Source organism: Maribacter aurantiacus (genome assembly GCF_005780245.1).
Lineage (GTDB): Bacteria > Bacteroidota > Bacteroidia > Flavobacteriales > Flavobacteriaceae > Maribacter > Maribacter flavus.
On the sequence record NZ_VBUK01000016.1, the window covers coordinates 15539 to 37433 of the forward strand.

The following is a 21895-nucleotide window of genomic DNA, read 5'->3' on the forward strand; positions in this document are numbered from 1 at the left end:
AATTACCACTATTTTTGGGTAAACAAAATAAAAAATGACGCAATTTGAAATAGGGGATAGGGTAGAGGCAATTGACGATGTCATATCGGGAACCGTGACACAAGTAAGCGGTCATATGGTTACGCTCATGACCAAGGACGGATTCCCCATGCAATTTCAGGACACGGAATTGGTGCTGGTCTCCAATGACATAAGGGTAAGTAATTTTGAGGTGGCCCAGGTAAAGAAGGAAAAAGAGCTTCCCAAAAAAAGAACTAATAAAAAGGTCAAGCCCAAGGAAAGAAACCTACCAAAGATGGAAGTGGACCTACATATTAATCAGTTGGTGAAAAACCCAAAGCCCTTGAGCAATTTTGAAATGTTGAACCTACAACTGGACACTGCGAAAAGGCAGCTTGATTTTGCCATTGGCAAACGCATACAAAAAGTAGTGTTTATACACGGGGTGGGCGAGGGAGTCTTAAAGGAGGAATTGTACTCCTTATTTAGAAAATACGAAAATGTAAAATATTATGATGCCGACTACCAGAAATATGGATTAGGAGCCACCGAAGTATATATCTTTCAGAACTACTGAAAACTACAATTTGGTCGTAACCGTACCGAAATCATTGATGCGTAAGTCTGTAATCCTACTTTCATCTTCGGTTACCAAAGAAATGCCGCTTAGACGTATGGTGTGTTCAAAGGTAACGGAATCCACGGGCGCTGTAGTTATAAAAACGACCCCATCCTGAGCAATGATTTCCTTGGTGACCACAGGTTCAACAGGTGGCACATCGTCACAGAAATAGTTCGAGGAGACCGTGCCCGAGAAGATTCGGTAGGTCACGGAACCCGATTCCGTAATGTTCACGGTAATGTCCTCCGTAGTAGCCTCGTTTTTTATCGCCCCATTGGGCAATTCAAGAATCAGGGCCTCATCCCCATTGATCTTGAACAGCACATTGGCCGAAGTTACAGAGACCCCACCGCAACTTTGCACGGAAGTAATACTATCGAAATCCAGGGTTTCTATTTCCAAATCCCCATCGTCACACGAAAGGAAAAGCGCAAACAGCGCTAAGACAACATACTTTTTCATCCCTCAAATTTAATTGAATTATTGGATATGGCTCAATCGACCCAACACCAATTATGTTTAAATTAACAGGGCCAAGGTTTGGAACCTGGTGTAGAAATAGCATTGATATGATTTATAGTTTTGGCATATCCTCCCCTTATATCAAGGCATTTTCCTTTATTTCAATTATTTTTGCGGCTCTAAAGAAATCTGATTCAGGAAGTCATGAAGCACGTATATCTTGACAATGCCGCTACTACCAAGGTTCGGGACGAAGTAATATCTAAAATGCAGGATGCCTTGGCCAACAATTATGGTAATCCATCCTCTACGCACAGTTACGGTAGAACGGCGAAAACGGCTATTGAAAGCGCCCGTAAAACCATTGCCAAATATATGAATGCGCTACCTTCTGAAATTATATTTACGTCCGGGGGCACGGAGGCGGACAACATGATTTTACGAAGCGCCGTGAAGGACTGCGGGGTAAAGACCATTATCACCTCAAAAATTGAACACCATGCCGTACTGCATACCGTGGAGGAAATGGAACAGTCCGGCTTACTTGATGTTTTGTACGTTCGTTTGGACCAGGTTGGAAATCCAGATTTGGAACATCTACAGGAACTATTGCAAAAGGACTCGGGCAAAAAACTTGTAAGTCTTATGCATGTAAACAATGAAATAGGAAACTTGTTGAATATTAAACAGGTCGCCAAAATGTGTAAGGAACACGGGGCCTTGTTCCATTCGGATTCCGTGCAGTCCATTGGACATTACCCTTGGGATGTAAAAGAAGTCCCGGTCGATTTTCTAGCTGCCGCCGCGCATAAATTTCACGGCCCAAAAGGGATTGGTTTTGCCTTTATTCGCAAGAATTCTGGTCTTAAATGTTTGATATCCGGAGGTTCCCAAGAGCGGGGTTTTAGGGCGGGAACGGAATCCTTCCATAACATCGTAGGCTTGGAAGAGGCATTTGTTTTGGCCTATGATAATCTTGAAAAAGAGCAGTCGTACGTAAAGGAATTAAAAGGGTATTTTGTGGAAAAGATTAAAACCGAGATTCCGGGAGCCAAGTTCAATGGTCTTTCCGGAAGCCTGGAAGAAAGTACCTATACCCTTGCCAATGTCTGTTTGCCCGTATCTCCAGAAAAGGGTTTAATGCTTCTTTTTCATTTGGATATTAAGGGAATTGCCTGTTCCAAGGGAAGCGCTTGCCAGTCCGGAAGTGATTCCGGTTCCCATGTGCTCAACGAAATTTTAAGCGGCGAGGACCTAAAAAAACCTTCTCTAAGGTTCTCGTTTTCAAAGTACAACACCAAAGAGGAAATCGATTACACGATTGGGGTGCTTAAGGAATTTACCCTCCAATAGGCGAAAACCCTTTATTGGCCTCTGTCCCTTTTACGTTCCCGTTCGTACGGGAATTTTCGAATGGCAAGCTTCATCATCCGATCGATCAGGTCATCGGTATTTTTGCCGGTCTTTTTGTTGATTTCCTTTTCGTATTTCCAGAGAAGTTTGCCCGTATCGCCATCACTTATCTTAACTCCGATCCTTCCATAGTCCGCAGCTCCGGAGAAATAATCGGTTATGCTAAAATCCGTGGAAACTCCCTTGGACAATAATACGTTCAAGTCAAGCGTGCCACTGATTATGGCATCTACGCCCAGGATCTCGCTCAGTTGTTTGGTGGTATAGACATCGATATTGCGGTAATCAATATTGTGCTGGGCAAGAATCGCCTTGGTATCCTTAATATTCTGGAAGTCCACCGGAAATTTCTTTTTTTTCTTTCTTTTGGAGAAATAGGTTTCAAAGGCATCCTGAACGGCATATCCCTCTTTTTCCTCCAGGGATTGGATATCTTCTTCGGATGCGTTTTCCCTCAGGTCCAAATTGGTAAGGAAGGGTAGAATGGCCAGCATTTTATGGTCATCGCTCATTTCATCGAAACGAGGGTTTTCATAGATGTTTTTTTGGGCGTTTAAGGCAAAGGCGCAAAACAGGGAAACGTAAAGTATGAATTTCTGCATTTTTCTATATCACAGTCGCATTTGTAATTTCAAGTTAAGAACCCTGGATGTGAGATAGTTGGGTACGGCAAACTCATTTTTACTATCCACGTCCCTTACCCATGTATTGGTTATCGAATTTTGATTGTTGAACAGATTGAAAATTTCAAAACCGACACTCAAATTCTTGAAAGCGTGTAACCAATGGCTTTCGGAAAAGGATTTGTTCTTATCGGCAAAAATATAGGAAATTCCTAAATCGGCACGTTTATAATCTCTTAATCTATTCTGAAAAATATAGGGGTCCGCATAACTGGGGGAACCCCCTGGTACGCCCGTGCTGTACACCAGGTTCAAATACATTTTCAGCTCTGGAATGTTGGGAATGTAATCTTGGAACAGGATCCCCAGTTTCAGCCTTTGGTCCGTTGGTCTTGAAATATAGCCTCTATTGTTCCTATTTTCCTTGGTTTCCATATAGCCCAAGCTTACCCAGGATTCGGTTCCGGGAACAAAGGCGCCGTTGAGCCTTACTTCAGCTCCATACACATAGGCCTTCGCATCGTTATTTGCGCGATATCGAATACGAACATCCTCCAATGTGTAGGGATTCACATCGGTCAATTTTTTAAAATATCCCTCGCTGATCATGGTAAACGGCCGTTCCCAAAGCAAGAAACTATATTCATTCCCAGCAACGATATGAAAGGATTTCTGGGCTTCCACATAGGGATTGATAGTACCCGTGCTATCCCTTAACTCCCTGTAGAAAGGAGGTTGTTGGTAAAGGCCCGTGGCAATTCTGAACAGCATGTCTCGCTTCCAATTCGGTTTTATGGCAATTTGGGCCCTAGGGCTTACAACGGTATGCGATACTTTTTCTACATTCTGTCCACTGACCGTCCAGTGATGGGCGCGTATGCCTAGATTGTAATACAATACGTTGGAGTTCCACGCTGTTTGGGTGCCCATTTGTACAAAACCGGAAAACCGATTAGTCTTAACAAAATTTAGGGCATTAATACTTTGATAGGCCTCCAAAGGCACTAAAAACGGTTCCTCTGGTTGGTTGTTCACAAAAGATGGTCCGGGAGGTCGTACCGAAAACCCTAAGGAATCGATGAATTCAGATTCCCGCAGTTGGTCCCTGATATCCTCATGGGTATATTTTACGCCCCATTCCACATTTGTTTTATCCTTCCAATGGCTGCCCCTGTGGGAAAGATTGACTATGAGTGCGTCCAAATCGTTTCTGGCACGGTTAAACTGGGAACCCACACCGCGACTGTTGGTGGGCTGTCCAAAATTGTCGCTCCCCAAATTACTATCCACTTGGCCCAATAAATAACTCGCAATAACATCCGAGTATTCTTCCTCCGTGGTATGATAAATGGAGCCTAACAATTTTAAGGTGGTATTTTCATTTATAAAGTAGTTTCCCTTAAGGGCTCCCAATGCCGTTGCAAAGCGGTTGTTTTCCCTTCCTTCATAAAAAATGGTCAATGCCCGGGGGTCCGTAATGGTTCCAAAGTTGGTCTGTCTCTGTCTCGGTTCATTTCTATAATTGTTGACCGATATGTTTCCTAAAAAATTTATATTGAACTTGTTGGAAACCTGATAGGTGATAAAACTTTGTAAATCCGTAAAGTTGGGTTGAAGACTTGCCTGAGTCTGGAGACTGTTCAGTAATAGAGAATTGTTTCGATACCGGAAACCCGATGTGCTACTCAGTTTCTTGTTTTTGGAACGTGTGTCCATGGAAACATTGGCCCCTAAAAAGCTAAAGTCACCCGTGAGGTTAAAACTGGTTGGGATTTTGTATTTGATATCCAGTACGGAAGAGAGTTTGTCCCCATATTTCGCCTGAAAACCTCCAGCGGAAAACATGACCTCCTGCACAAGGTCGCTGTTTACAAAACTAAGTCCTTCCTGTTGTGCTGAACGAATTAAAAAAGGTCTATATACCTCAATATCATTGATGTAGACTAGATTCTCATCATAATTTCCCCCACGAACGGAATATTGGGTACTCAATTCATTGTTTGACGTTACGCCAGGCAACAGCTTTAGGATATTCTCCACGCCGGCATTGGCACCAGGTATTTTTCTGATCTTTTCGGGCGAGATGTTCAGGATTTCCATAGGCTTTCTATTGCCAGTGGAAGTAACGGTAACCTCGTCCACTTGCAGCACATCCATTTTTAGAACCGGGTGAAACTCAAAGGTCTCATTCGTATTCAACAATAAATTTTCAAGAATGACCTTTTGGTGGCCAATATGTGAAAAAGTTACGGACGTTTCTAAATCTGAAACCAGTTCCAGAAGATAGAAGCCCGTTTCGTCCGAGAAGGTTCTGGAACTGCCCGATGTAATCTCGACATTGGGCAAGGGGGTGTTCTCCTCATCCAACACAATTCCCGTTATGGAGGCAGTTTGGGCGGCCACAACAGTCCAAAAAAGGACTATTGGGACGAAAATGATGTTCCTAAGCTTCAAAGACTTTAATTTCTGTAAAAAGGTGTGGCCAAGGTACTGGTATTACCCACATTATCAGTAACGGTAACTTCCAGTACACATTGCTTTTTATCCAAAATTGTATCGTCAAAATTATAGGTAAGCGTATTCGTTTTTGGCTCATACTCCATCAATATCCATTCCCCGTTGAGCGTGGCGGAATAACTGTCCACCCCGCTGAGGTCGTCCGAAATATGGACACTGAGATATCTGTAATTGTTCAGCCATTGTTTTTCCTTGAAGTTCTTTGTACGTATGGTAGGAGGAACGGTATCCTTTGCCAAGGTATAGGTGCCCAGGTTTCTAGTCCTTGCCGTAAATGTATTTCCCCGTTTATAGGTGTTCAAATAACTGGGGTTCAACCGTTCATCCAATCTGGCTATGAACAATTGTTTTCGTTCTTCTTCCGGATATTTGTCCACGTCGAAAGTGATGGTAAAGTTTCTGTGCGCTGGAACGGTGTTTCTATGGATGGTAACCGTATCCTGGCCTTTTTTCAAGTCGATGTAAAAATCCTCGTAAAAAGTATTCTCGGGGAAATAGACTTTAGCCCCGCCAAGGTCATAGTTGTTGGGTTTCTTGGCGATAACATAATAATCCGTCCGGTCATCCTCCTTTTCAATTTTTATTTCTTCCTTTTTCCCTTCCACGGGAATGTTGAGGGTAACCTTGTTCCCTTTGAAGTCGGAAATCAGTAGTTGCAGGTTATAGCTCAAACCCTCGCCCACCTCAATAATGCCATTATTATAGAGTTCCTCGTAAATGCTAAGGTAATTTCCAGGCGATTTGAATAATTTTTGGATTCGCTCCCTATAGCGTCCAAGGTGGTCATAGTCGATGAGTGTATTGATATACCTAGTTTCGCCAAAGGAAAAGGATTCAAAATCGTAGGAGCAGTACGTTTTACCGTTTACCGAAAGCGATACGGCGTAGACCCCATTCTTGTTCGCGGCCATATCCAGACGGTCATATCCCACAAAACCGACGCCTATTTTTCCCAGGGCGTTTACGGTGCTCGCCAAAAAGGTGCCGTCCGGTTGCCGACTAAAATTGACCTGGACCTTTTCCCTACTCTGGTTCACTTGCGAATTATCGGAAAGTGGATAAACAAAAAGTTTTTCCAAGGTTGGGTTTGTGGCATCGGGAATATCGATTCCGTAAAGCATTGGATTGGTGGGTTTTTCCGAAATACTGCTGCGAATTTCAAAATGCAGGTGCGGACCAGCGGAACCTCCCGTATTTCCACTGTATGCGATAAGCTCTCCCTTTTCGATTTTTAGTTCGCCATAATCAGGGAAGGCCTCCACTTCAAAGGATTTTTTATCGTACTGTAGTTTTTTTACATATTCCTCTATTCTTGGGGAAAATTTCTGAAGGTGACCGTAAACCGAGGTGTATCCGTTGGGATGCGCTACATACAGCACCTTGCCATAGCCCCAGATGGAAACCTTTATCCTCGTGATAGTACCATCGGCTATACCATATACTGGCAGCCCTTCACGTTGTTGTGTCTTGATATCGATACCCCCATGAAAATGATTGGAGCGAAGTTCACCAAAAGTACCGGCCAAAATAAGCGGGATATCCAACGGGGACCTAAAAGCGTCCTGGGGATAGTTTTCTTGGGTGAAACCAAAAGTGGAAAATAATGATAGGAGTCCAAGGGTAAATTTCTTCATAGCAATGTTACGTTGCTACGAAAATAAATAATAGGCTTCAATTGGAGAAAGCTCCGTATGCCAAAAATGAAATTGGCCCCAATGCTCCTATTTATTGAGGTTGTCCAAATGGCCCCAAGAATATTTCTGAAAAGTATTGCTAAGTCAGCGAACGAATGTTAACTTTGTGTAAATCGCATCGAATTATTGTATGGGCGAATTAATTCAAATCGTTGATTCCTTAGAGAATAAGATTAGCAAGTTGCTCCATAGATTGGAGGTTTTGGACAGGGCTAACAAAACGTTGGAGAATGAATTAAAAAATGTACGGTCCAATCAGGAAAATGCCCGTAAAACGGTGTCTGAATGGGAGGAGAAGTACAATTCGCTCAAACTGGCAAATTCAATGCTTGGCAGTAATACAAACAAAACAGAAGCTAAGCTTAAAATAAATACATTGATAAGGGAGTTGGACTATTGTATAGCACAGCTTTCTGAATAATGTAACATACTATGTCTGAAAAGCTCAAAATAAAGCTCTCCATTGCTGACAGGGTCTATCCATTGACCATTGACCCAAGTCAGGAGGAAGGTTTGAGAAAGGCGGCCAAAAATATTGAACAATTGGCCAAAAAATTTGAGCAGAACTATGCCGTGCGGGATAAGCAGGATGTATTGGCCATGTGCGCCTTGCAGTTTGCCTCCAAAATTGAGCAGAAGGGGATAGAACAGACAAAGGGCACCAAGGAAGCAGAGGAGCGTTTAAAGGCGCTCGCGGAACTGGTAAATTTGCAGCTTGCATCAAAATAAAAACGTTCTTTTAAATACATTAAGTTACTGCCCACATTGGTAATACCTTTTGACGAACTCAACATTAATTAAGTTAAAAAGGGTGAGTTTAGATTGTAAAAGCAGGCCTTACTCGTATAAGGATCCTTGATCAGTCTGTTAGCCCTAAACCTGTTTATCGGAGTTTGTACAAAACTTCTCCAATGTGGGCTTTTTTTTTAAATATAACACTATGGATAGTACAATGATTATTATAGCGGCCATTGTTGGTTTGGCCATCGGTTTTGCCATCGCCAAGTTTATGGAAAAGGGCAAGGCCTCCAAAACCATCGCCAACGCCAAGAAGGATGCTGCCCAAATTTTGAAAGAGGCCAAGATAGAGGGAGAAAACATTAAAAAGGATAAGATACTACAGGCCAAGGAGAAATTCTTGGAGCTTAAGGCGGAACATGAGAAGGTCATCATTGGGAAGGACAAGAAAATAGGGGAGGCGGAAAAAAGGACACGAGACAAGGAGTCTCAAGTGAGTAGCGAACTTGCCAAGAACAAACAGCTCAATTCCCAACTTGAAAACAAGATGAAGGAAGTTGAGCATGCCAAGGAGTTTTTTGAAAAGAAGCAGGCCGAAGTGGATAAGCTCCATAAGAGCCAAGTGCAGCAATTGGAGGTCATTTCCGGTCTTTCCGCTGATGAGGCCAAAAGTCAATTGATCGAGAGTTTGAGGGATACGGCCAAGTCCGATGCTATGGGCTATATACAGACCACGTTGGAAGAGGCCAAACTTACCGCCCAGCAGGAAGCTAGAAAAATTGTTATCAATACCATACAGAGGATTGGAACAGAGGAAGCGGTGGAAAACTGTGTATCCGTTTTCAATATTGAATCGGACGATGTTAAAGGTCGTATCATTGGTAGGGAAGGAAGGAATATACGGGCATTGGAATCAGCTACCGGAGTTGAGATTATTGTAGATGATACACCGGAGGCAATTATTCTATCTTGTTTTGATTCCGTACGAAGGGAAGTGGCCAGATTGTCCTTGCACAAGTTGGTTACCGATGGAAGGATACATCCGGCAAGGATAGAGGAAGTAGTTAAAAAGACGGAGAAGCAGATAGAGGCCGAAATTGTTGAAATTGGGAAACGTACGGTTATCGATTTGGGTATCCATGGGCTACATCCAGAATTGATCAAAGCCGTGGGAAGGATGAAATATCGTTCCTCTTACGGGCAGAACTTGTTGCAGCATTCCCGCGAGGTTGCGAAACTTTGTGGCGTTATGGCATCCGAATTGGGCTTAAACCCAAAAATTGCCAAAAGGGCCGGTTTGTTGCATGACATTGGAAAGGTGCCCAACACGGAGGCCGAAGTTGAAACGCCTCATGCTATATTGGGTATGCAGTGGGCCGAGAAATACGGTGAAAAACCAGAGGTATGTAATGCTATTGGCGCCCACCATGATGAAATTGAAATGAAGACCCTTATATCGCCGATCGTTCAGGTATGCGATGCCATTAGTGGTGCGCGTCCAGGAGCAAGAAGACAGGTCCTGGATTCCTACATTCAACGTTTGAAGGATTTAGAGGAGATAGCCTTTGGTTTTGGCGGTGTTCAGAAAGCTTATGCCATCCAGGCCGGGCGTGAGCTACGGGTAATTGTGGAGAGTGAAAAGGTCAGCGATGAAAAGGCCGCACAATTGTCCTTTGAAATTTCACAGAAAATACAAACGGATATGACCTATCCAGGTCAGGTAAAGGTAACGGTGATACGGGAAACAAGGGCCGTGAACGTTGCCAAATAAATCGGCAAGGAGGCTATAATGCCTCCTTTTTACTTTTGTGATTCCCTGTTAATCCATAGCAATAGGGAATTTTTTTCTTCAAGTGTGAGGACGTTATTTTTTCCTTTGGGCATTTTGTTTTTTACAAAGACCTGCTCATTGATTTTAGACACCAGACCGTTCATGTTATCCAATGTAAAGTGATCAAGCCTTTTCCTAGTCATATGGCAGAAATTACATTTGGAATCCAAAACGTAAAAGGCCTTGTTTTGAATGGGATCCTGTGGCTCAACCGAAATGGGTAATTCCGAGGGTCCGGTTAGAGCATCAAAACTAAAATGTATTCGGTCGTTGTAGAAAAAGTGAACCCAAATTAACAATGGAAAAATAAAAACCTTGCTTTTCACCATTATGTATAATTCTAATGGAAAAAATCCTTGAGGCCGTCCAAAATGCTTTGCACGGCATAAGAGGCCAAAATTAGTCCCATAATCTTACTGATTACCGTAATGCCATATTCACCGATTCTTCTTTGTACTATGTTGGCGGCAAGTAACAACAAGCAGGTTAAAAATATGACTACCAAAACCAAAACGGTAGTTATTACTTGCTGATTCAGAGCGTATTTGTGATTGTCAGTCATCAAAACAACGGCCATGATAGCACCAGGGGAAGCGATGCTTGGTATTGCCACCGGGAAGATAGTAACATGTTTGTAATCCGAGATTAAATGCTTTTCCGATTCTGGTTTACCGTCGCCAAAAATCATGGTCAAGGCAAAGAGAAACAAAATAACGCCACCCGAAACTTGAAAGGCATCTAGTGAAATCTCCATGCCTTCAAGAATAAGTTGGCCAATGACGATGAAGAACAATAATATGAAGAAGGCGACAATGCAGGCTCTTACTGCAATCTTTCTCTTATGAAGCCTGTCAAAGTGTTTGGTGGCCTCCAAATAGACGGGAACTGAACCTATTGGGTCAATTACTGCAAAAAGAAAAAGGATGGTAGTGATTATTTCCTTCACATCATTTTATTTGGTGTCCTTGGGTAGTAAATGATAAACCTTGCTGTCCATAGGTTGAAATCATTACTGCTTCAAAAATAGGGTAGGTGCTCTCAGGTTCAATTGCCCAATCGAAAATAAAATTAGCTCCAGTGCCCCCCTTTTTATCAAATTCCGCAATGACTATTTCCAACGTTTCCAATTCGGAAATTTCTATAGGTTTGTTGATATAGGAATGTATTTTATTTCCGTGGGTGTCAAAATAGTCGGCTTTTAAAAGATAGAGCTTCCTTTTGTCATCTGTATTGCGCATGCTTACGGTCGCCGTTAAATCAATGGAGGTATGCTCCGTGTAACTGTATATCTGTGAATAAACGGATAAGTAAGTGCTTCCGGTAAGCAATGAATCTTTTTGGACAAGATTTACTTCCTTACTGCTCCAATCAATTTTGGACAAAGGTTCCTCGGTTCTTTCCTTACCGGAATTACAGCTGATAAGTCCAACGAAAAAAAGAAGCATTAAACTAACTATTCGGATTTTCATATCCCGTATTTTTTTGGTGGAACAGTGAAGTGTATAACCATAAAGAACTGTAAAACAGGAAGTATTGGATTATTCCTCTTCAGGGGCGTCGTTAGCTTCTTCGGCATCCTCCTTTTCCAAGTTGTTCCTTAAGATATTCAACTTCTTAAGTTTCGTTTTCCAGGAGTCCAAGGCTTCCTTATGTTTTTCAACCCGGTTGATTACATCTTGGACCAATGGATTGTTTTCGGAATCGTCTGAAAAAAACTGTAGGTTATTCTCAAGCTGTATTATTTCGTTTTTGCTTTCCTCGATTTTTTTCTTGATAAAGCTACGTTCCTTTTGAATGGCTATTTCTTGGTTGTCCTCTTCCTTGAGCTTTTGAATTTTATTTCCATATTTCAACAACTCCGATTCTTGGGGGCTTACCTTTAATTTATTGAACAGGGCGTCGACTATTTTATGAAACTTTTGATTGATGTTTTTTTGTTTGAAGGGAACATGGCCAATGACCTTCCATTCCTCCAGCATTTTTTGGATTTCCTTTATGTCGCTTTCCTTTTTACCGCTCAGTTTGAAATCCTTTAGGCTTGCAAGGATGGCCTCTTTTTTATTGAGGTTCTCCATCTCCTCCTTATAGGAATCATTTTTGGAGGCATGTAATCTATCAAAATAATGGTTACAGGCAGTCTTGAAATCCTTCCAAAGTTTATCCGAATATTTTCTGGGGACATGACCAATTTTTTTCCACTCGCTTTGAATGCGTTTCATTTCATTGGTCGCGGTTTCAAAATCCTCACTGTCCTTGAGAGAAACCGCTATATCCAATAAGGCCCTCTTTTTGTCCAAATTGTCCTGTTGGTCCTTTTTAAGGTTTTTATAAAACGCGTTCTTGTTTCGGTTAAAGGAACGCACCGCATTCTTAAAGGAACTCCATGTCTTATCATTTTCTTTTTGGGGGACCTTTCCCGCCTTAAAGAAGAGTTCCCTAAGTTCTTCCAGATGCTTGATCTGCTTTTGGATGCCCCTGTGATTGTTGGCCACATTTTCCGAAAGCTTAACAATTTCCTGGATTATTTCGTTTTTCCTTTCCAGATTTTTCTCGCTTAGTTTGTCCAGTTCCTTAAAATACTCCTGCCTTCTTTCATGAATGGCCTTGGTAGCACCGCTAAAACGCTCCCATACTTCTTCCCTATGTTCCTTGCCCACGGGTCCAATGTCCTCTTTCCAAATCTTGTGCAGCACCTGTAGTTCCCTAAAGGCTTTGTTGAGGTCCGGCTCCACGGCAAGGGCTTCGGCACGCTCCACTATTTTTAGCTTTTCCTCCAGATTATGTTTGAAGTCCAGATCTCTGAGTTCCCGGTTCAGGTGAAGGAAATCATAAAAAATCTCGATATGGTGGTGGTAGGTGCGCCACACATTGTTGTACTCGGCTCTGGGGACCGGACCGGCATTTCGCCAATTTTCCTGAATCTCCTTAAAGGTTTTGTACGTGGTGTTCATATCCTCTTCCACGTTTACCAGACCTTTCAAGCTCTCTATAAGTTCCAATCTATACGCCAAATTTTCCTTATGGCTTTTCTCAAGGTTCTTGTAATACTGGTTTCGCTTTTCCTTGTAATCCGTATATACCTCGTTGAACTGACGCTTGGTAACGGAATTGTACCGAAAGTCGATTTCATTGCCTCCATTGGCCACGAAATCCTCTTTTTTCTGTTCGATAAAATCCTGAAACTTCAGATTGAATTCGTCCTTAATGGTGTCCACATGCTTCCTAATGGCCTGTACTTTCTCGTTCCTGACCAATTTTTGAAGTTCACCAACGAGATTTTCCATGGACATGGAATGGTAATCCAAAAACGGAATTTCATGTCGCTTTTGGGTTTCCGTATCCTCGGCATCTTCGGCGTTGCTTTCATCGATTTCGTCCTGGACATCCACCTCTTTTTCGGAGGCTTCCTCTACCGATTCGGTATGTGTCTCTTCCGATTCATTCGCTACAAGGGGTTCATTTTCAGCATTGTCGGTTCTTTCCTCGGTAGGTTCTTCTAGAATGGAATTATCGGCCTTTACAACTTCGGTCTTTTCCTCGGCTACGTTTTCTTCGGTTATTTTTTTCTCGTTTTCTTCAGACATCATGGAAAATTAGGTGTCTACAAGATAGTGACAACCTAAATAACTGCAAAGTTTATGGGTTTTCTTTTTGTGGGCCTAGAATACACCTATGGTTATGCTAAATGTAACATAGTTAAAACCATAGTGTTGGAAAACGATTATGGAAACCAATCAATAGTCCTTTGCGTTCCAGATTTCCCAAGCGCGTTCGGCCTGTAGTTCCAACATTTTCAATCCGTTCAATATGACAGCGCCTTGGGCTTCCCCCAATCGTAGAAATTCCGTTTTTTCCGGATTGTAGATTAAATCGAACAGGAGGTGTTTTGGTCCCAAATAGGCATAGGGTAGGGCAGGTTTGTCCGTTATATTGGGGAAAGTACCCAAAGGAGTACAGTTTATGATCAACAAATGCTCTTTTATAATTTCTTCCGATAGCTCTTCGTAGGTAAAATCACCCGACTTTGATTTTCGTGAAACAAATGAAAACTGGATGCCTAATTGCTTAAGCACAAAGGCAATGGCCTTGGATGCGCCACCTGTTCCCAATATCAATGCTTTTTTGTGGTAGGTTTTGAGAAAAGGTTCCAAGGATCTTTGAAAACCATAGGCATCGGTATTGTATCCCTTTAAATGATTTCCCCGGATTTTTATGGTATTTACCGCGCCTATTTCCGCTGCCGATGCATCAAGGGCATCCAAAAATGGAAGCACTTCCCGCTTGTAGGGAATGGTAACATTTAAGCCGATGAGATTTTCGGTGTTGGAAATGACCGATTCAAAGTCCGCTATCGACGGGATATCGAAGTTTTCATACCGATGGCTGTCCAGACCAAGGGCCTCGAACTTTTTTGAAAAATAACCTCTTGAAAAGGAATAGGAGATATTTCTACCCACCAACCCGAATCTATGCAAACCGTTTCCTGTTTTTTCCATACCAATCCAAAAGTAACAAAATACCAACACCCACAACTATGAAGAAGAAGGCCCACCAGGTTTCGGTCAACCCAAGATCTGGAAGATAGCGTTCGTAGTTCATGATGATTTCTTTTCCGTTAGAGTCCAAAAGAATAGTACCATCTGCATCCTCCTTAAAAATTGTTTTTTTCCAAGGCCATACTACGCCCAAAGACCCCGTTATAAACCCTAGAATTACGGCGGTTGAAATATGTTTGTAATGTTTGAGCACATAACTGAGAATATGGGACAAGGTTACCAATCCGGCCGCGGAGCCCAAGGTGAATACCGCAAGAATCTTCAATGTCCTAAGGCGTTCCGCATTGGAAACGAAACTAAAATCCCCCACAAACACCTCTGAAAAAGTGTCGTAGAGAGCGTTTACGGAATCTACCAGAAGCAAAACGTAATTACCTAGCAAAATCAGGATGAACGAACCCGATAATCCGGGAAGTGTCATACCCGATACACTGATCATGCCACAGAAAAAAATGAACAACAGATTGTCGTTTTCCTTTGCGGGACTCAAAAAACTAATGGCCACGCCTACGGCAAGCCCCAATAGGGCGGCTGGAACCGTTTTTTTTGTCCAATGCCCAAAATCCTTTCCAATGTAATAAATGGACCCTATGATCATCCCGAAGAAAGCCGCCCAAACATAAAGTTCCTTTTTGACCAAAAAATAATCGAGCACTTTTGAAACACTGAAATAGCTCACTAACATCCCGAAAATTAGGAGCGAAAGGAAAGAGCCGTTTATATATCTGTAAAAACTTTTGAACCTACCAGCGATCAGAAGCTTAAAAGCCTTGATATTTACCTTTTGGAGGGAATAAATGAATTCTTCGTAGAATCCGGCAACGAAGGCCACAATACCGCCGGACACTCCGGGCACTTTATTGGCGGCGCCCATACATAGTCCTTTGACCACTAAAAATAGTTTGTCCAGTAAAGTTCTAGTATCGCTCATTTGGGACCTTGCCTATTTTTTGGAAGCTGTTCTTTCCAAGATAAAAATAAGGGAAAATCCTATGAGGGCCGCAAGGATGGCATATAATATTTGGGGATCACCCTCATAGTTGAAAGGGGAAGTATTGGTGTCGATAACCACGGTTTTTTCTCCAAAAACCCTAGTTTCCAAGATGCGCTTCCATGGCCAAATTTTATTGAGGGATCCTAGAATGAAACCCGTTAATATTGCCAAGGTCAAATTCTTATAATGGGTGAACATCCACTTTAGCAATCTTGCAAAACTCAACAGCCCGAAGACAGCCCCCAGACCCACAGTGATGATTATTGCAAAATCTTTTTCATGTACCGCATCCAATATGGTTTTGTAGGACCCTAAAAGCACTAAAATGAAGGCTCCTGAAATTCCGGGTAAAATCATTGCACATACGGCCAAAGCTCCAGAAAGAAAAAGATACGGAAGGCTGTCAATATTATCGCTTGGTGGGAGGGTGGTAATGTAAAATGCAACAAAGGCTCCCAATATCATGGCAAAAACGATTCCAAGATTCCATCGTTTGATTTCCTTGCCCACAAAAAAAACACTGGCCAGCACCAATCCAAAAAAGAAGGACCATAGCAAAATGGGCTCGTTTTCCAATAACCAACTTACCAAGGTCGCCAGTGAAAAAAGGCTTATAAAAATGCCGATGAATAGTGCCAATAGAAAATTTCCGTTCATGGATTTCCAAACGGCCTTAAAACCATCCTCTTTCCACGTATTTAATAATCCAAGATTAATATTGTTGATGGCTGTAATCAACTCTTCGTAAATCCCTGAAATAAAGGCAATGGTGCCGCCGGAAACGCCGGGTACTACATCGGCCGCCCCCATGGCCATTCCCTTAAGTGTTATGAATAGGTAGTCTATTAAATTTCTATTTCCCATACAATTTTGGAGTGAAACGTCAAGAAGCTTTTTTGTAGTTCGCTAAAATAGTATTAATCCACTCTGAATTGCTGTATTGGGGAAATTGTTTGTTAAAAAGTTGGAGTTGTTTTCGTTTTTTGTCCAGTTTCAGGGCATCCAGAAGGCATATTCTGGCATTGATAAAATCTTTAATGATTAGGTTAAACCCAACCGATTTATAAATAATTTTCAAATTTTTTGGATAAAACTCCCTTCCTTGCGCCAGGATTTGCAAGGCGGACAGTGTGTCTCCGTTAAAATGCGCTACATCGGCCCATTTCAACCACGTGTCCAATTCATAATTTCCCAGATCTACCACCTGCTTGTAAGCGAAATCTGCTTGGTCGTAATTTTCCAAGGCGTAGTTGATATTGGCACATTTCTTCCAATACAAAGGATTTTCCCCGTCAATGTTCAACGCCTTGTTTATGTAATAAAGGGCCTTCTCGTAATTCTTATTGTTGTAATAAAAATTGGTAATTGCCAACCAGCCTTTATCCAACAAAGGATCTTCGTGTACGGTTTGGTAGAAATAGTATTTGGCCATTTCCTTGTTCTTCAACTTTTCATAGCACTTACCAATACGTAGGAATGCATGGGAAGTGGGATCCTCAATATTGATGGTGGTCTCGTAATTCTCTATGGCCTCCTTGTATTTCCCTAGTTTCTCCAGCACTTTTCCTTTTTCAAAGTAGGCCCCTATGAAGGTGTCATCGGAGATTATGGCAAAATCGAATGCCGTTAGGGCCTCGGGGAACATACGCTTTTCGTAGTACTGCTTGCCCAATTGGTGCCAAGCAACTTGACAATATGGGTTTTTGTCCAGGTATTCGTTGAGGTAATAAATAGCCCCGTCGTAGTCTTCCAAAAATTCAAAGCAATAAATGACATTGTAGAGCGACGAATAATCCTCGTTATCGAATTCAACACAGCGCATAAAGCTTTCCTTCGCCAATTTAAAATCGTCCATGAACAAATATTCCATGCCTAAGAGGGAATAAATGTCAAAAGAATCGGTCGTTAGTTCCAAAGCCTTTTGCAATAGGGAAACCGCTGCCGCGTGATTGTCCTTTTTTGAAAAGATATTCGCCCTTTGGATGTAGATTTCCTCATTGTTCCTATCCAACATCTCCAGTTCGTCCAATAATTTTTCGGCGTTTTCCAAATGGTTTTCAAACACCATGACCTCCACTTGCAAAAGTTTCAGTTCAATGGAACATGGATGCTGTTGTAAACCTATTTTAATACCTTTTTTGGCTAGGGAAATCTTACCGTTGTTCAGGTAGTGGTGCACTATGTCCTCAAAGTCCTCCGCGTCAAAAAAATAGACGTCATCGGTCTTAAGCATAGATTCAAACTTGGTAATGGGCTTGTCAGGTCTTTCGTTAGATTCTAACGCCATAGGAACGTTTTGGTTAAACTATGGATTTAAAATTAAACTTTTGTTGATGCTTAGTACCCCAAATAGGCGGTATATTATTAACAAATTAGTTAACAAAATATTGTCAGATTCCGTCAAGAATGTCAAGAATAACCCTACATCCCTTGCGGATTTCATCCATGGAAATGGTCAATGGAGGAGAAATACGTACGGCCCTTTTTTCAAACAACAACCAAAATAAAATCAGGTTTTTCTCTTTGGCTTCTAGCACCAATTGATCGGCTATTTCCGGAGTTTTCATAATCAATGTCAACATGAGTCCCTTTCCGCGTATCTCCTTGATTTTGGGATGTTTTAAACATTCCCTGAACAGTTTTTCCTTTTCCAGGGTATCTTCGATCAAGGTCGTTTGCAAAAGGGTTTTGAGCGTCGCCAAACTTGCGGCGGCTATCACTGGATTTCCTCCAAAAGTGGTAATGTGTCCCATCTTGGGACCGTCGCTCAAGGTATCCATGATGGTCTTGCTTGCAATAAAGGCACCTACGGGCAAGCCCGATGCCATTCCCTTGCCTATTACTAGAATATCGGGTTCACAATCAAAATGTTCAAAAGCGAAAAGTTTGCCCGTCCGGCCAAAACCGGGCTGAATCTCGTCCAGAATCAATAAAGCTCCAACTTCTTTACATCGGTTTCTGATTTTTTTGAGATAGTTGTTTTTTGGCAAAATAAAACCCGCTCCTCCTTGGATGGTTTCCAGCACCACACAGGCCGTTTTTTCCGTGATGAGATCAATATCCTTCAAATTATTGAACCGGATATGGTGCACATCCGGTAACAAAGGTCTAAAAGGGGCCTTACGTTCCTCATAGTCCATTAGGCTAAGACTACCCATGGTATTGCCATGGTAGGCGTTATGGGCGGCAATAATCTGTGACCGACCCATATAGCGTCTGGCCAATTTAAGGGCTCCTTCCATAGCCTCAGTTCCGGAATTCACCAAATAGGTCACTTCCAGGTTCGCAGGTAGCTGTTGTTGCAATAATTTGACGTATTCCGTGGCAGGGGATTGGATATACTCCCCGTACACCATTACGTGCATATACTTCTGTGCCTGTTTTTGAATGGCCGCTACAACGGCTGGGTGGCAATGCCCCAGACTGCAGGCAGATACCCCGGCAACAAAATCCAGATGGGCATTTCCGGCAACATCGTAAATATAGCTCCCCTTGGCGTGTGAAATTTCAATCCCCAACGGATATAGGGAAGTCTGTGCCTGATATTTGAGAAAATCCTCTTTCATGAATGGGGTCGATTATTTTCTCGAAGCATCTTTTTGCCGGGGATCCGTAGCCTTGGTATTGGGAAGATTGTTCACGGGATCGCTCTCATTTTTGCTCCGCTCTTCTTCTTCGGCATCTATGTCAATGGGATTGTCAATTCCCCGAATCTTGACCAACTCAATGTTGTTATCGTCCTCATCAAAGATGTCGTCCTTGGTCATGATGCGTTCATCGCCGCGCCAAATAAAGCCTTGGAGTTTTCTACTGTTTTCGGGTAGTTCCGCTTCCGTGTAGATGGTTCCATCGGGATTGGTAAAAAACGTGAGGTCCTCCACATCGTTATTGGCCATGGTTATTCTGATGGCACTACAGACTGTTTTGTCAATGCCAATAAGCTCATCGTCATCGTTGTACATGTAATAGATAACTTCCGTGTTCTGTACCAGGTCAATGATCTTTAATTCGTTTTCCACAAACTGACCGTAAAGATTGATGCCCTTCGCCTGATTATACCCTTTTTTACTGATGCTGTCCAGAGAAATGACAAAGGCATTTTGTAAAACTTTTAATGAATCCAACTTTTCCGTTTCCAAGTTGGAAATAAGATGGATACTGTCGCCTGTCATCTGGTTGGCCCCGTTCCATAAAATGGGATTTTTAATCAGTTGGGTGATACCTGTTTTCTCTTCGGAATGGATGGAATCACACTTACCGCTAAGGTCTTTTTTGAAAAACTTGGCGTTCCTAAACGCACGTGTGATCCGTGCTTCCGGTTTCCCGGTAACCATCAAGGTATCGCCATGGACATACAGCGAATCCAGTTCTTGTACCAAAATAGAGACAGCCCTTTTTGTCGCAAAAACCGAATCTTTCGCTTTATGGACTTCCGCATAATGGGCCCTTATCACGCCATTGTTTATGGTATCCGTAACGGTGATGTTGTTGGTGGCTGATGCGAATTCCCTGGCCTTGTTAAAATAAACGCTATCCCCCTCTACGATGCGATTGTTATAATTGATTTTGGTATTTTTTATGCCGTAACCACTCTCCACCTTGGTGTCGTAAAACCCCCGTTCACAGTAAATTTTATAGGTTTCCCCAACAATGGTGGACGGCCCATACATATAGGCATTTTTGGAAGTCGTGTAATAATCCAGTTGCTCCGAATCCAAAATATATTCAGGATTGTCAATATGAACGCTGTCCAAGAACTGATACTTTTTCTGTTCCATGAAATACCGACCGATTCTGCTGGTTAGGGTATTGGCCGAATCTATTACCGTACCATTATCCTGATAGTAGGCCTCTTGCTTGATTCGGTCCAACCGAAGCGTATCGGTTCGAAGGGTCATATCGGCGTTTTTTAACACGACATTGCCCCAAGCCTTGGCCAATTTTTCATCACCCTGATAGTTGATTTTTTTGGCCGTCATTTCCACGGAATCGCCCTGTTTTAAAAGCACGTTTCCTATGGCTTCCAACCGATTTTCACGTTGAAAATAAATGGCCACGTCACACCATAGGTCGGCCCCTTGGTGTTCAAATTGGACCTGTCTTTCATCCTTGCTAAAAATAGAGGCACCGGGATATTCGGTTTCGTTTTTGGTGAAGTTGGCCCCATAAACAATATTGATTTGTTTAGGTTCCTCTGGGGGTTCCTGCGCAAAAACGCATATGCTTACAAAAAGGAACAAGGTTCCCAATACGGTACTACGCAACACAAATTTTTTTTCAAAAATAGGATTTTTAGCGGTGGCCGGCACATCCTTAGCATTCTTTTAGGAAACCTTGATGCCTATTCGTTTCCTTTGGGCACCAATTTCGAAACTCGGTTTTCCAATATTAGCTGGACTATTTTTGTACCGGTTTCTCGCCATTAGTGTATGAGTTTTGGCTTTTGGTTCAATTTGTACTTTTGGCCAAATCCGGAATTGTTGGGTTCATAGGGACTCGCCAAGGTAACGTTCACCCCATCCTCAGGAATCTTATCCTCTTTCCCCAATGCCCAAAAAATTCCGTTCATGGCAATTTTGCGCACCTGCGGAAGTTTAAAATCATAAGGGTGGCCCAAGGTGGTAAAAAATACGCGCCCTGCTTTCCCACTGTTACCGGTATAACTTTTGGTCCAGGCTACGGGGTTGGTCAGTGGAAATTTATCCAAATTTCCATCTATTTCATGTTGGGACTTGGTGGAGTATCCTTTTAGAATAGGTTTTGAGTCGCCATATAAACTCCAATCCCCACCATCCACATGATAGAGCCAGGAATATGCCTCAAAAGGTTTAAACCCGTTGAGGATGGCATTACTGGAATCGATGGCGGATATATTCGTAACGGGAAATTTGCCGTCGTCAAAATGACCGTGGTGGGTAATCCATTGCTGACCGAATACTTTGGTAGGCCATTCATTGTTCCAGTATTCCAAGGTTGGATCATCGTATTTGAAGGCGTGGGTCGATGTTCTAAAGCCTACGATCGGCTTTCCGGATTCCACATAGTTTGAAATGTAATCCCGTTCTTCTTTGGGCAATTGCCTGTATCGGGTAAAGATCACCATTAAATCTGCATCTTCCAATGCTTCCAAATTTGAAATATGGTCCAATCTGTTGGGGTCTATAGTCCCAGTGGAGTCCAAAGCATAACAAACAGTGACCTTGGCGTTCAATTCCCTTTTAGCTATGGCCGCCAGCATGGGCATGGATTCTTCGGAGCGATATTCCTCGTCCCCGGTTACGAACACGATATGTGGGGGATTTTCAGTTTTCTTTTGTGCCAATTGGGGCTCCTTTTTTTCCTCCTTGCAGGCGAAGGCCAGTATCACAAAAGCAAATACCATTAAGTGTCTGAAATTGAATCGTTCTTTCATACTTTTAAAATTAGGTTTAGAGCTTCATTTTTA

Annotated in this window: 19 protein-coding genes and 1 other RNA gene; 6 read left to right on the plus strand and 14 right to left on the minus strand. The window is 42.4% G+C overall.

Features of this window, described 5'->3' with window-relative positions; all coding sequences use genetic code 11:
• The first annotated feature begins 34 nt into the window (after positions 1–34).
• Positions 35–577, plus strand: a complete 543-nt coding sequence (locus FEK29_RS17270) for a Smr/MutS family protein (RefSeq protein ID WP_138259686.1) — start codon at positions 35–37, stop codon at positions 575–577.
• Positions 578–580: 3 nt separating this feature from the next.
• On the opposite strand, the gene FEK29_RS17275 is transcribed toward FEK29_RS17270, so the two are convergent.
• Positions 581–1084 (minus strand): hypothetical protein, encoded by a 504-nt coding sequence (locus FEK29_RS17275; protein ID WP_138259687.1) that lies wholly within the window; start codon positions 1082–1084, stop codon positions 581–583.
• A gap of 204 nt (positions 1085–1288) precedes the next feature.
• Here FEK29_RS17275 and FEK29_RS17280 point away from each other — a divergent pair, with 204 nt between their 5' ends.
• Positions 1289–2437: a cysteine desulfurase family protein gene (locus tag FEK29_RS17280; RefSeq protein WP_138259688.1), complete on the plus strand. Its 1149-nt coding sequence runs from the start codon at positions 1289–1291 to the stop codon at positions 2435–2437.
• An 11-nt stretch (positions 2438–2448) separates the two neighbouring features.
• On the opposite strand, the gene FEK29_RS17285 is transcribed toward FEK29_RS17280, so the two are convergent.
• The 3 genes from FEK29_RS17285 to FEK29_RS17295 are packed head-to-tail and all read right to left on the minus strand — an operon-like array spanning position 2449 to position 7271.
• Positions 2449–3099 (minus strand): hypothetical protein, encoded by a 651-nt coding sequence (locus FEK29_RS17285; protein WP_138259689.1) that lies wholly within the window; start codon positions 3097–3099, stop codon positions 2449–2451.
• A 9-nt stretch (positions 3100–3108) separates the two neighbouring features.
• A complete protein-coding gene (locus FEK29_RS17290) occupies positions 3109–5574 on the minus strand; it encodes a TonB-dependent receptor (protein ID WP_138259690.1) in 2466 nt (821 codons plus the stop codon).
• Between the two features lie 5 nt (positions 5575–5579).
• Positions 5580–7271, minus strand: a complete 1692-nt coding sequence (locus tag FEK29_RS17295) for a M23 family metallopeptidase (protein WP_138259691.1) — start codon at positions 7269–7271, stop codon at positions 5580–5582.
• Between the two features lie 190 nt (positions 7272–7461).
• Here FEK29_RS17295 and FEK29_RS17300 point away from each other — a divergent pair, with 190 nt between their 5' ends.
• The 4 genes from FEK29_RS17300 (at position 7462) to rny (ending at position 9840) form a co-directional block, all read left to right on the plus strand.
• Complete coding sequence (locus tag FEK29_RS17300) at positions 7462–7752, plus strand: hypothetical protein (protein WP_138259692.1); 291 nt, start codon at positions 7462–7464, stop codon at positions 7750–7752.
• 11 nt (positions 7753–7763) lie between these two features.
• Positions 7764–8060 carry a cell division protein ZapA gene (locus FEK29_RS17305; protein ID WP_138259693.1) on the plus strand — a complete coding sequence of 99 codons (297 nt, stop codon included), beginning with the start codon at positions 7764–7766 and terminating at the stop codon, positions 8058–8060.
• A 56-nt stretch (positions 8061–8116) separates the two neighbouring features.
• Positions 8117–8226: non-coding RNA, 6S RNA (gene ssrS, locus FEK29_RS17310), on the plus strand.
• 45 nt (positions 8227–8271) lie between these two features.
• Positions 8272–9840 (plus strand): ribonuclease Y, encoded by a 1569-nt coding sequence (rny, locus tag FEK29_RS17315; protein ID WP_138259694.1) that lies wholly within the window; start codon positions 8272–8274, stop codon positions 9838–9840.
• Positions 9841–10240: 400 nt separating this feature from the next.
• Here the strand turns inward: rny and FEK29_RS17320 are convergent, their stop codons facing one another.
• The 10 genes from FEK29_RS17320 to FEK29_RS17365 form a co-directional block, all read right to left on the minus strand.
• On the minus strand, positions 10241–10846 hold the full coding sequence (locus FEK29_RS17320) for a MarC family protein (RefSeq protein ID WP_138259695.1): 606 nt from the start codon (positions 10844–10846) through the stop codon (positions 10241–10243).
• A 1-nt stretch (position 10847) separates the two neighbouring features.
• Positions 10848–11369, minus strand: coding sequence for a DUF3124 domain-containing protein (locus tag FEK29_RS17325; RefSeq protein WP_138259696.1), 522 nt, complete (start codon positions 11367–11369; stop codon positions 10848–10850).
• A gap of 69 nt (positions 11370–11438) precedes the next feature.
• A complete protein-coding gene (locus FEK29_RS17330) occupies positions 11439–13484 on the minus strand; it encodes a DUF349 domain-containing protein (RefSeq protein ID WP_138259721.1) in 2046 nt (681 codons plus the stop codon).
• Positions 13485–13634: 150 nt separating this feature from the next.
• The gene (locus FEK29_RS17335; protein WP_138259697.1) at positions 13635–14396 is read right to left on the minus strand and encodes a shikimate dehydrogenase family protein; all 762 of its coding nucleotides are present in this window, start codon (positions 14394–14396) and stop codon (positions 13635–13637) included.
• Positions 14368–15387, minus strand: a complete 1020-nt coding sequence (locus FEK29_RS17340) for a DUF368 domain-containing protein (RefSeq protein WP_138259698.1) — start codon at positions 15385–15387, stop codon at positions 14368–14370. Before FEK29_RS17340 ends, FEK29_RS17335 begins: the two co-directional genes overlap by 29 nt.
• Positions 15388–15399: 12 nt before the next feature.
• On the minus strand, positions 15400–16314 hold the full coding sequence (locus FEK29_RS17345; RefSeq protein ID WP_138259699.1) for a DUF368 domain-containing protein: 915 nt from the start codon (positions 16312–16314) through the stop codon (positions 15400–15402).
• Positions 16315–16333: 19 nt separating this feature from the next.
• On the minus strand, positions 16334–17737 hold the full coding sequence (locus FEK29_RS17350) for a tetratricopeptide repeat protein (RefSeq protein ID WP_138259700.1): 1404 nt from the start codon (positions 17735–17737) through the stop codon (positions 16334–16336).
• A gap of 103 nt (positions 17738–17840) precedes the next feature.
• A complete protein-coding gene (locus tag FEK29_RS17355) occupies positions 17841–19016 on the minus strand; it encodes an aspartate aminotransferase family protein (RefSeq protein WP_138259701.1) in 1176 nt (391 codons plus the stop codon).
• A gap of 12 nt (positions 19017–19028) precedes the next feature.
• Complete coding sequence (locus FEK29_RS17360; RefSeq protein ID WP_138259702.1) at positions 19029–20717, minus strand: OstA-like protein; 1689 nt, start codon at positions 20715–20717, stop codon at positions 19029–19031.
• A gap of 155 nt (positions 20718–20872) precedes the next feature.
• Entirely contained in the window at positions 20873–21862 is a 990-nt protein-coding gene (locus tag FEK29_RS17365) for a ThuA domain-containing protein (protein ID WP_138259703.1), read from the minus strand.
• Between the last annotated feature and the right edge of the window lie 33 nt (positions 21863–21895).

Bases quoted from the DNA above. Each gene is read 5' to 3' on its own strand.
- FEK29_RS17335 (WP_138259697.1), bottom strand. From the start codon at position 14,396: ATGGAAAAAACAGGAAACGGTTTGCATAGATTCGGGTTGGTGGGTAGA.
- FEK29_RS17340 (WP_138259698.1), bottom strand. From the start codon at position 15,387: ATGAGCGATACTAGAACTTTACTGGACAAACTATTTTTAGTGGTCAAA.
- FEK29_RS17305 (WP_138259693.1), top strand. From the start codon at position 7,764: ATGTCTGAAAAGCTCAAAATAAAGCTCTCCATTGCTGACAGGGTCTAT.
- FEK29_RS17330 (WP_138259721.1), bottom strand. From the start codon at position 13,484: ATGTCTGAAGAAAACGAGAAAAAAATAACCGAAGAAAACGTAGCCGAG.
- FEK29_RS17300 (WP_138259692.1), top strand. From the start codon at position 7,462: ATGGGCGAATTAATTCAAATCGTTGATTCCTTAGAGAATAAGATTAGC.
- FEK29_RS17325 (WP_138259696.1), bottom strand. From the start codon at position 11,369: ATGAAAATCCGAATAGTTAGTTTAATGCTTCTTTTTTTCGTTGGACTT.
- FEK29_RS17355 (WP_138259701.1), bottom strand. From the start codon at position 19,016: ATGAAAGAGGATTTTCTCAAATATCAGGCACAGACTTCCCTATATCCG.
- rny (WP_138259694.1), top strand. From the start codon at position 8,272: ATGGATAGTACAATGATTATTATAGCGGCCATTGTTGGTTTGGCCATC.
- FEK29_RS17280 (WP_138259688.1), top strand. From the start codon at position 1,289: ATGAAGCACGTATATCTTGACAATGCCGCTACTACCAAGGTTCGGGAC.
- FEK29_RS17365 (WP_138259703.1), bottom strand. From the start codon at position 21,862: ATGAAAGAACGATTCAATTTCAGACACTTAATGGTATTTGCTTTTGTG.
- FEK29_RS17345 (WP_138259699.1), bottom strand. From the start codon at position 16,314: ATGGGAAATAGAAATTTAATAGACTACCTATTCATAACACTTAAGGGA.
- FEK29_RS17275 (WP_138259687.1), bottom strand. From the start codon at position 1,084: ATGAAAAAGTATGTTGTCTTAGCGCTGTTTGCGCTTTTCCTTTCGTGT.
- FEK29_RS17285 (WP_138259689.1), bottom strand. From the start codon at position 3,099: ATGCAGAAATTCATACTTTACGTTTCCCTGTTTTGCGCCTTTGCCTTA.
- FEK29_RS17295 (WP_138259691.1), bottom strand. From the start codon at position 7,271: ATGAAGAAATTTACCCTTGGACTCCTATCATTATTTTCCACTTTTGGT.
- FEK29_RS17350 (WP_138259700.1), bottom strand. From the start codon at position 17,737: ATGGCGTTAGAATCTAACGAAAGACCTGACAAGCCCATTACCAAGTTT.
- FEK29_RS17270 (WP_138259686.1), top strand. From the start codon at position 35: ATGACGCAATTTGAAATAGGGGATAGGGTAGAGGCAATTGACGATGTC.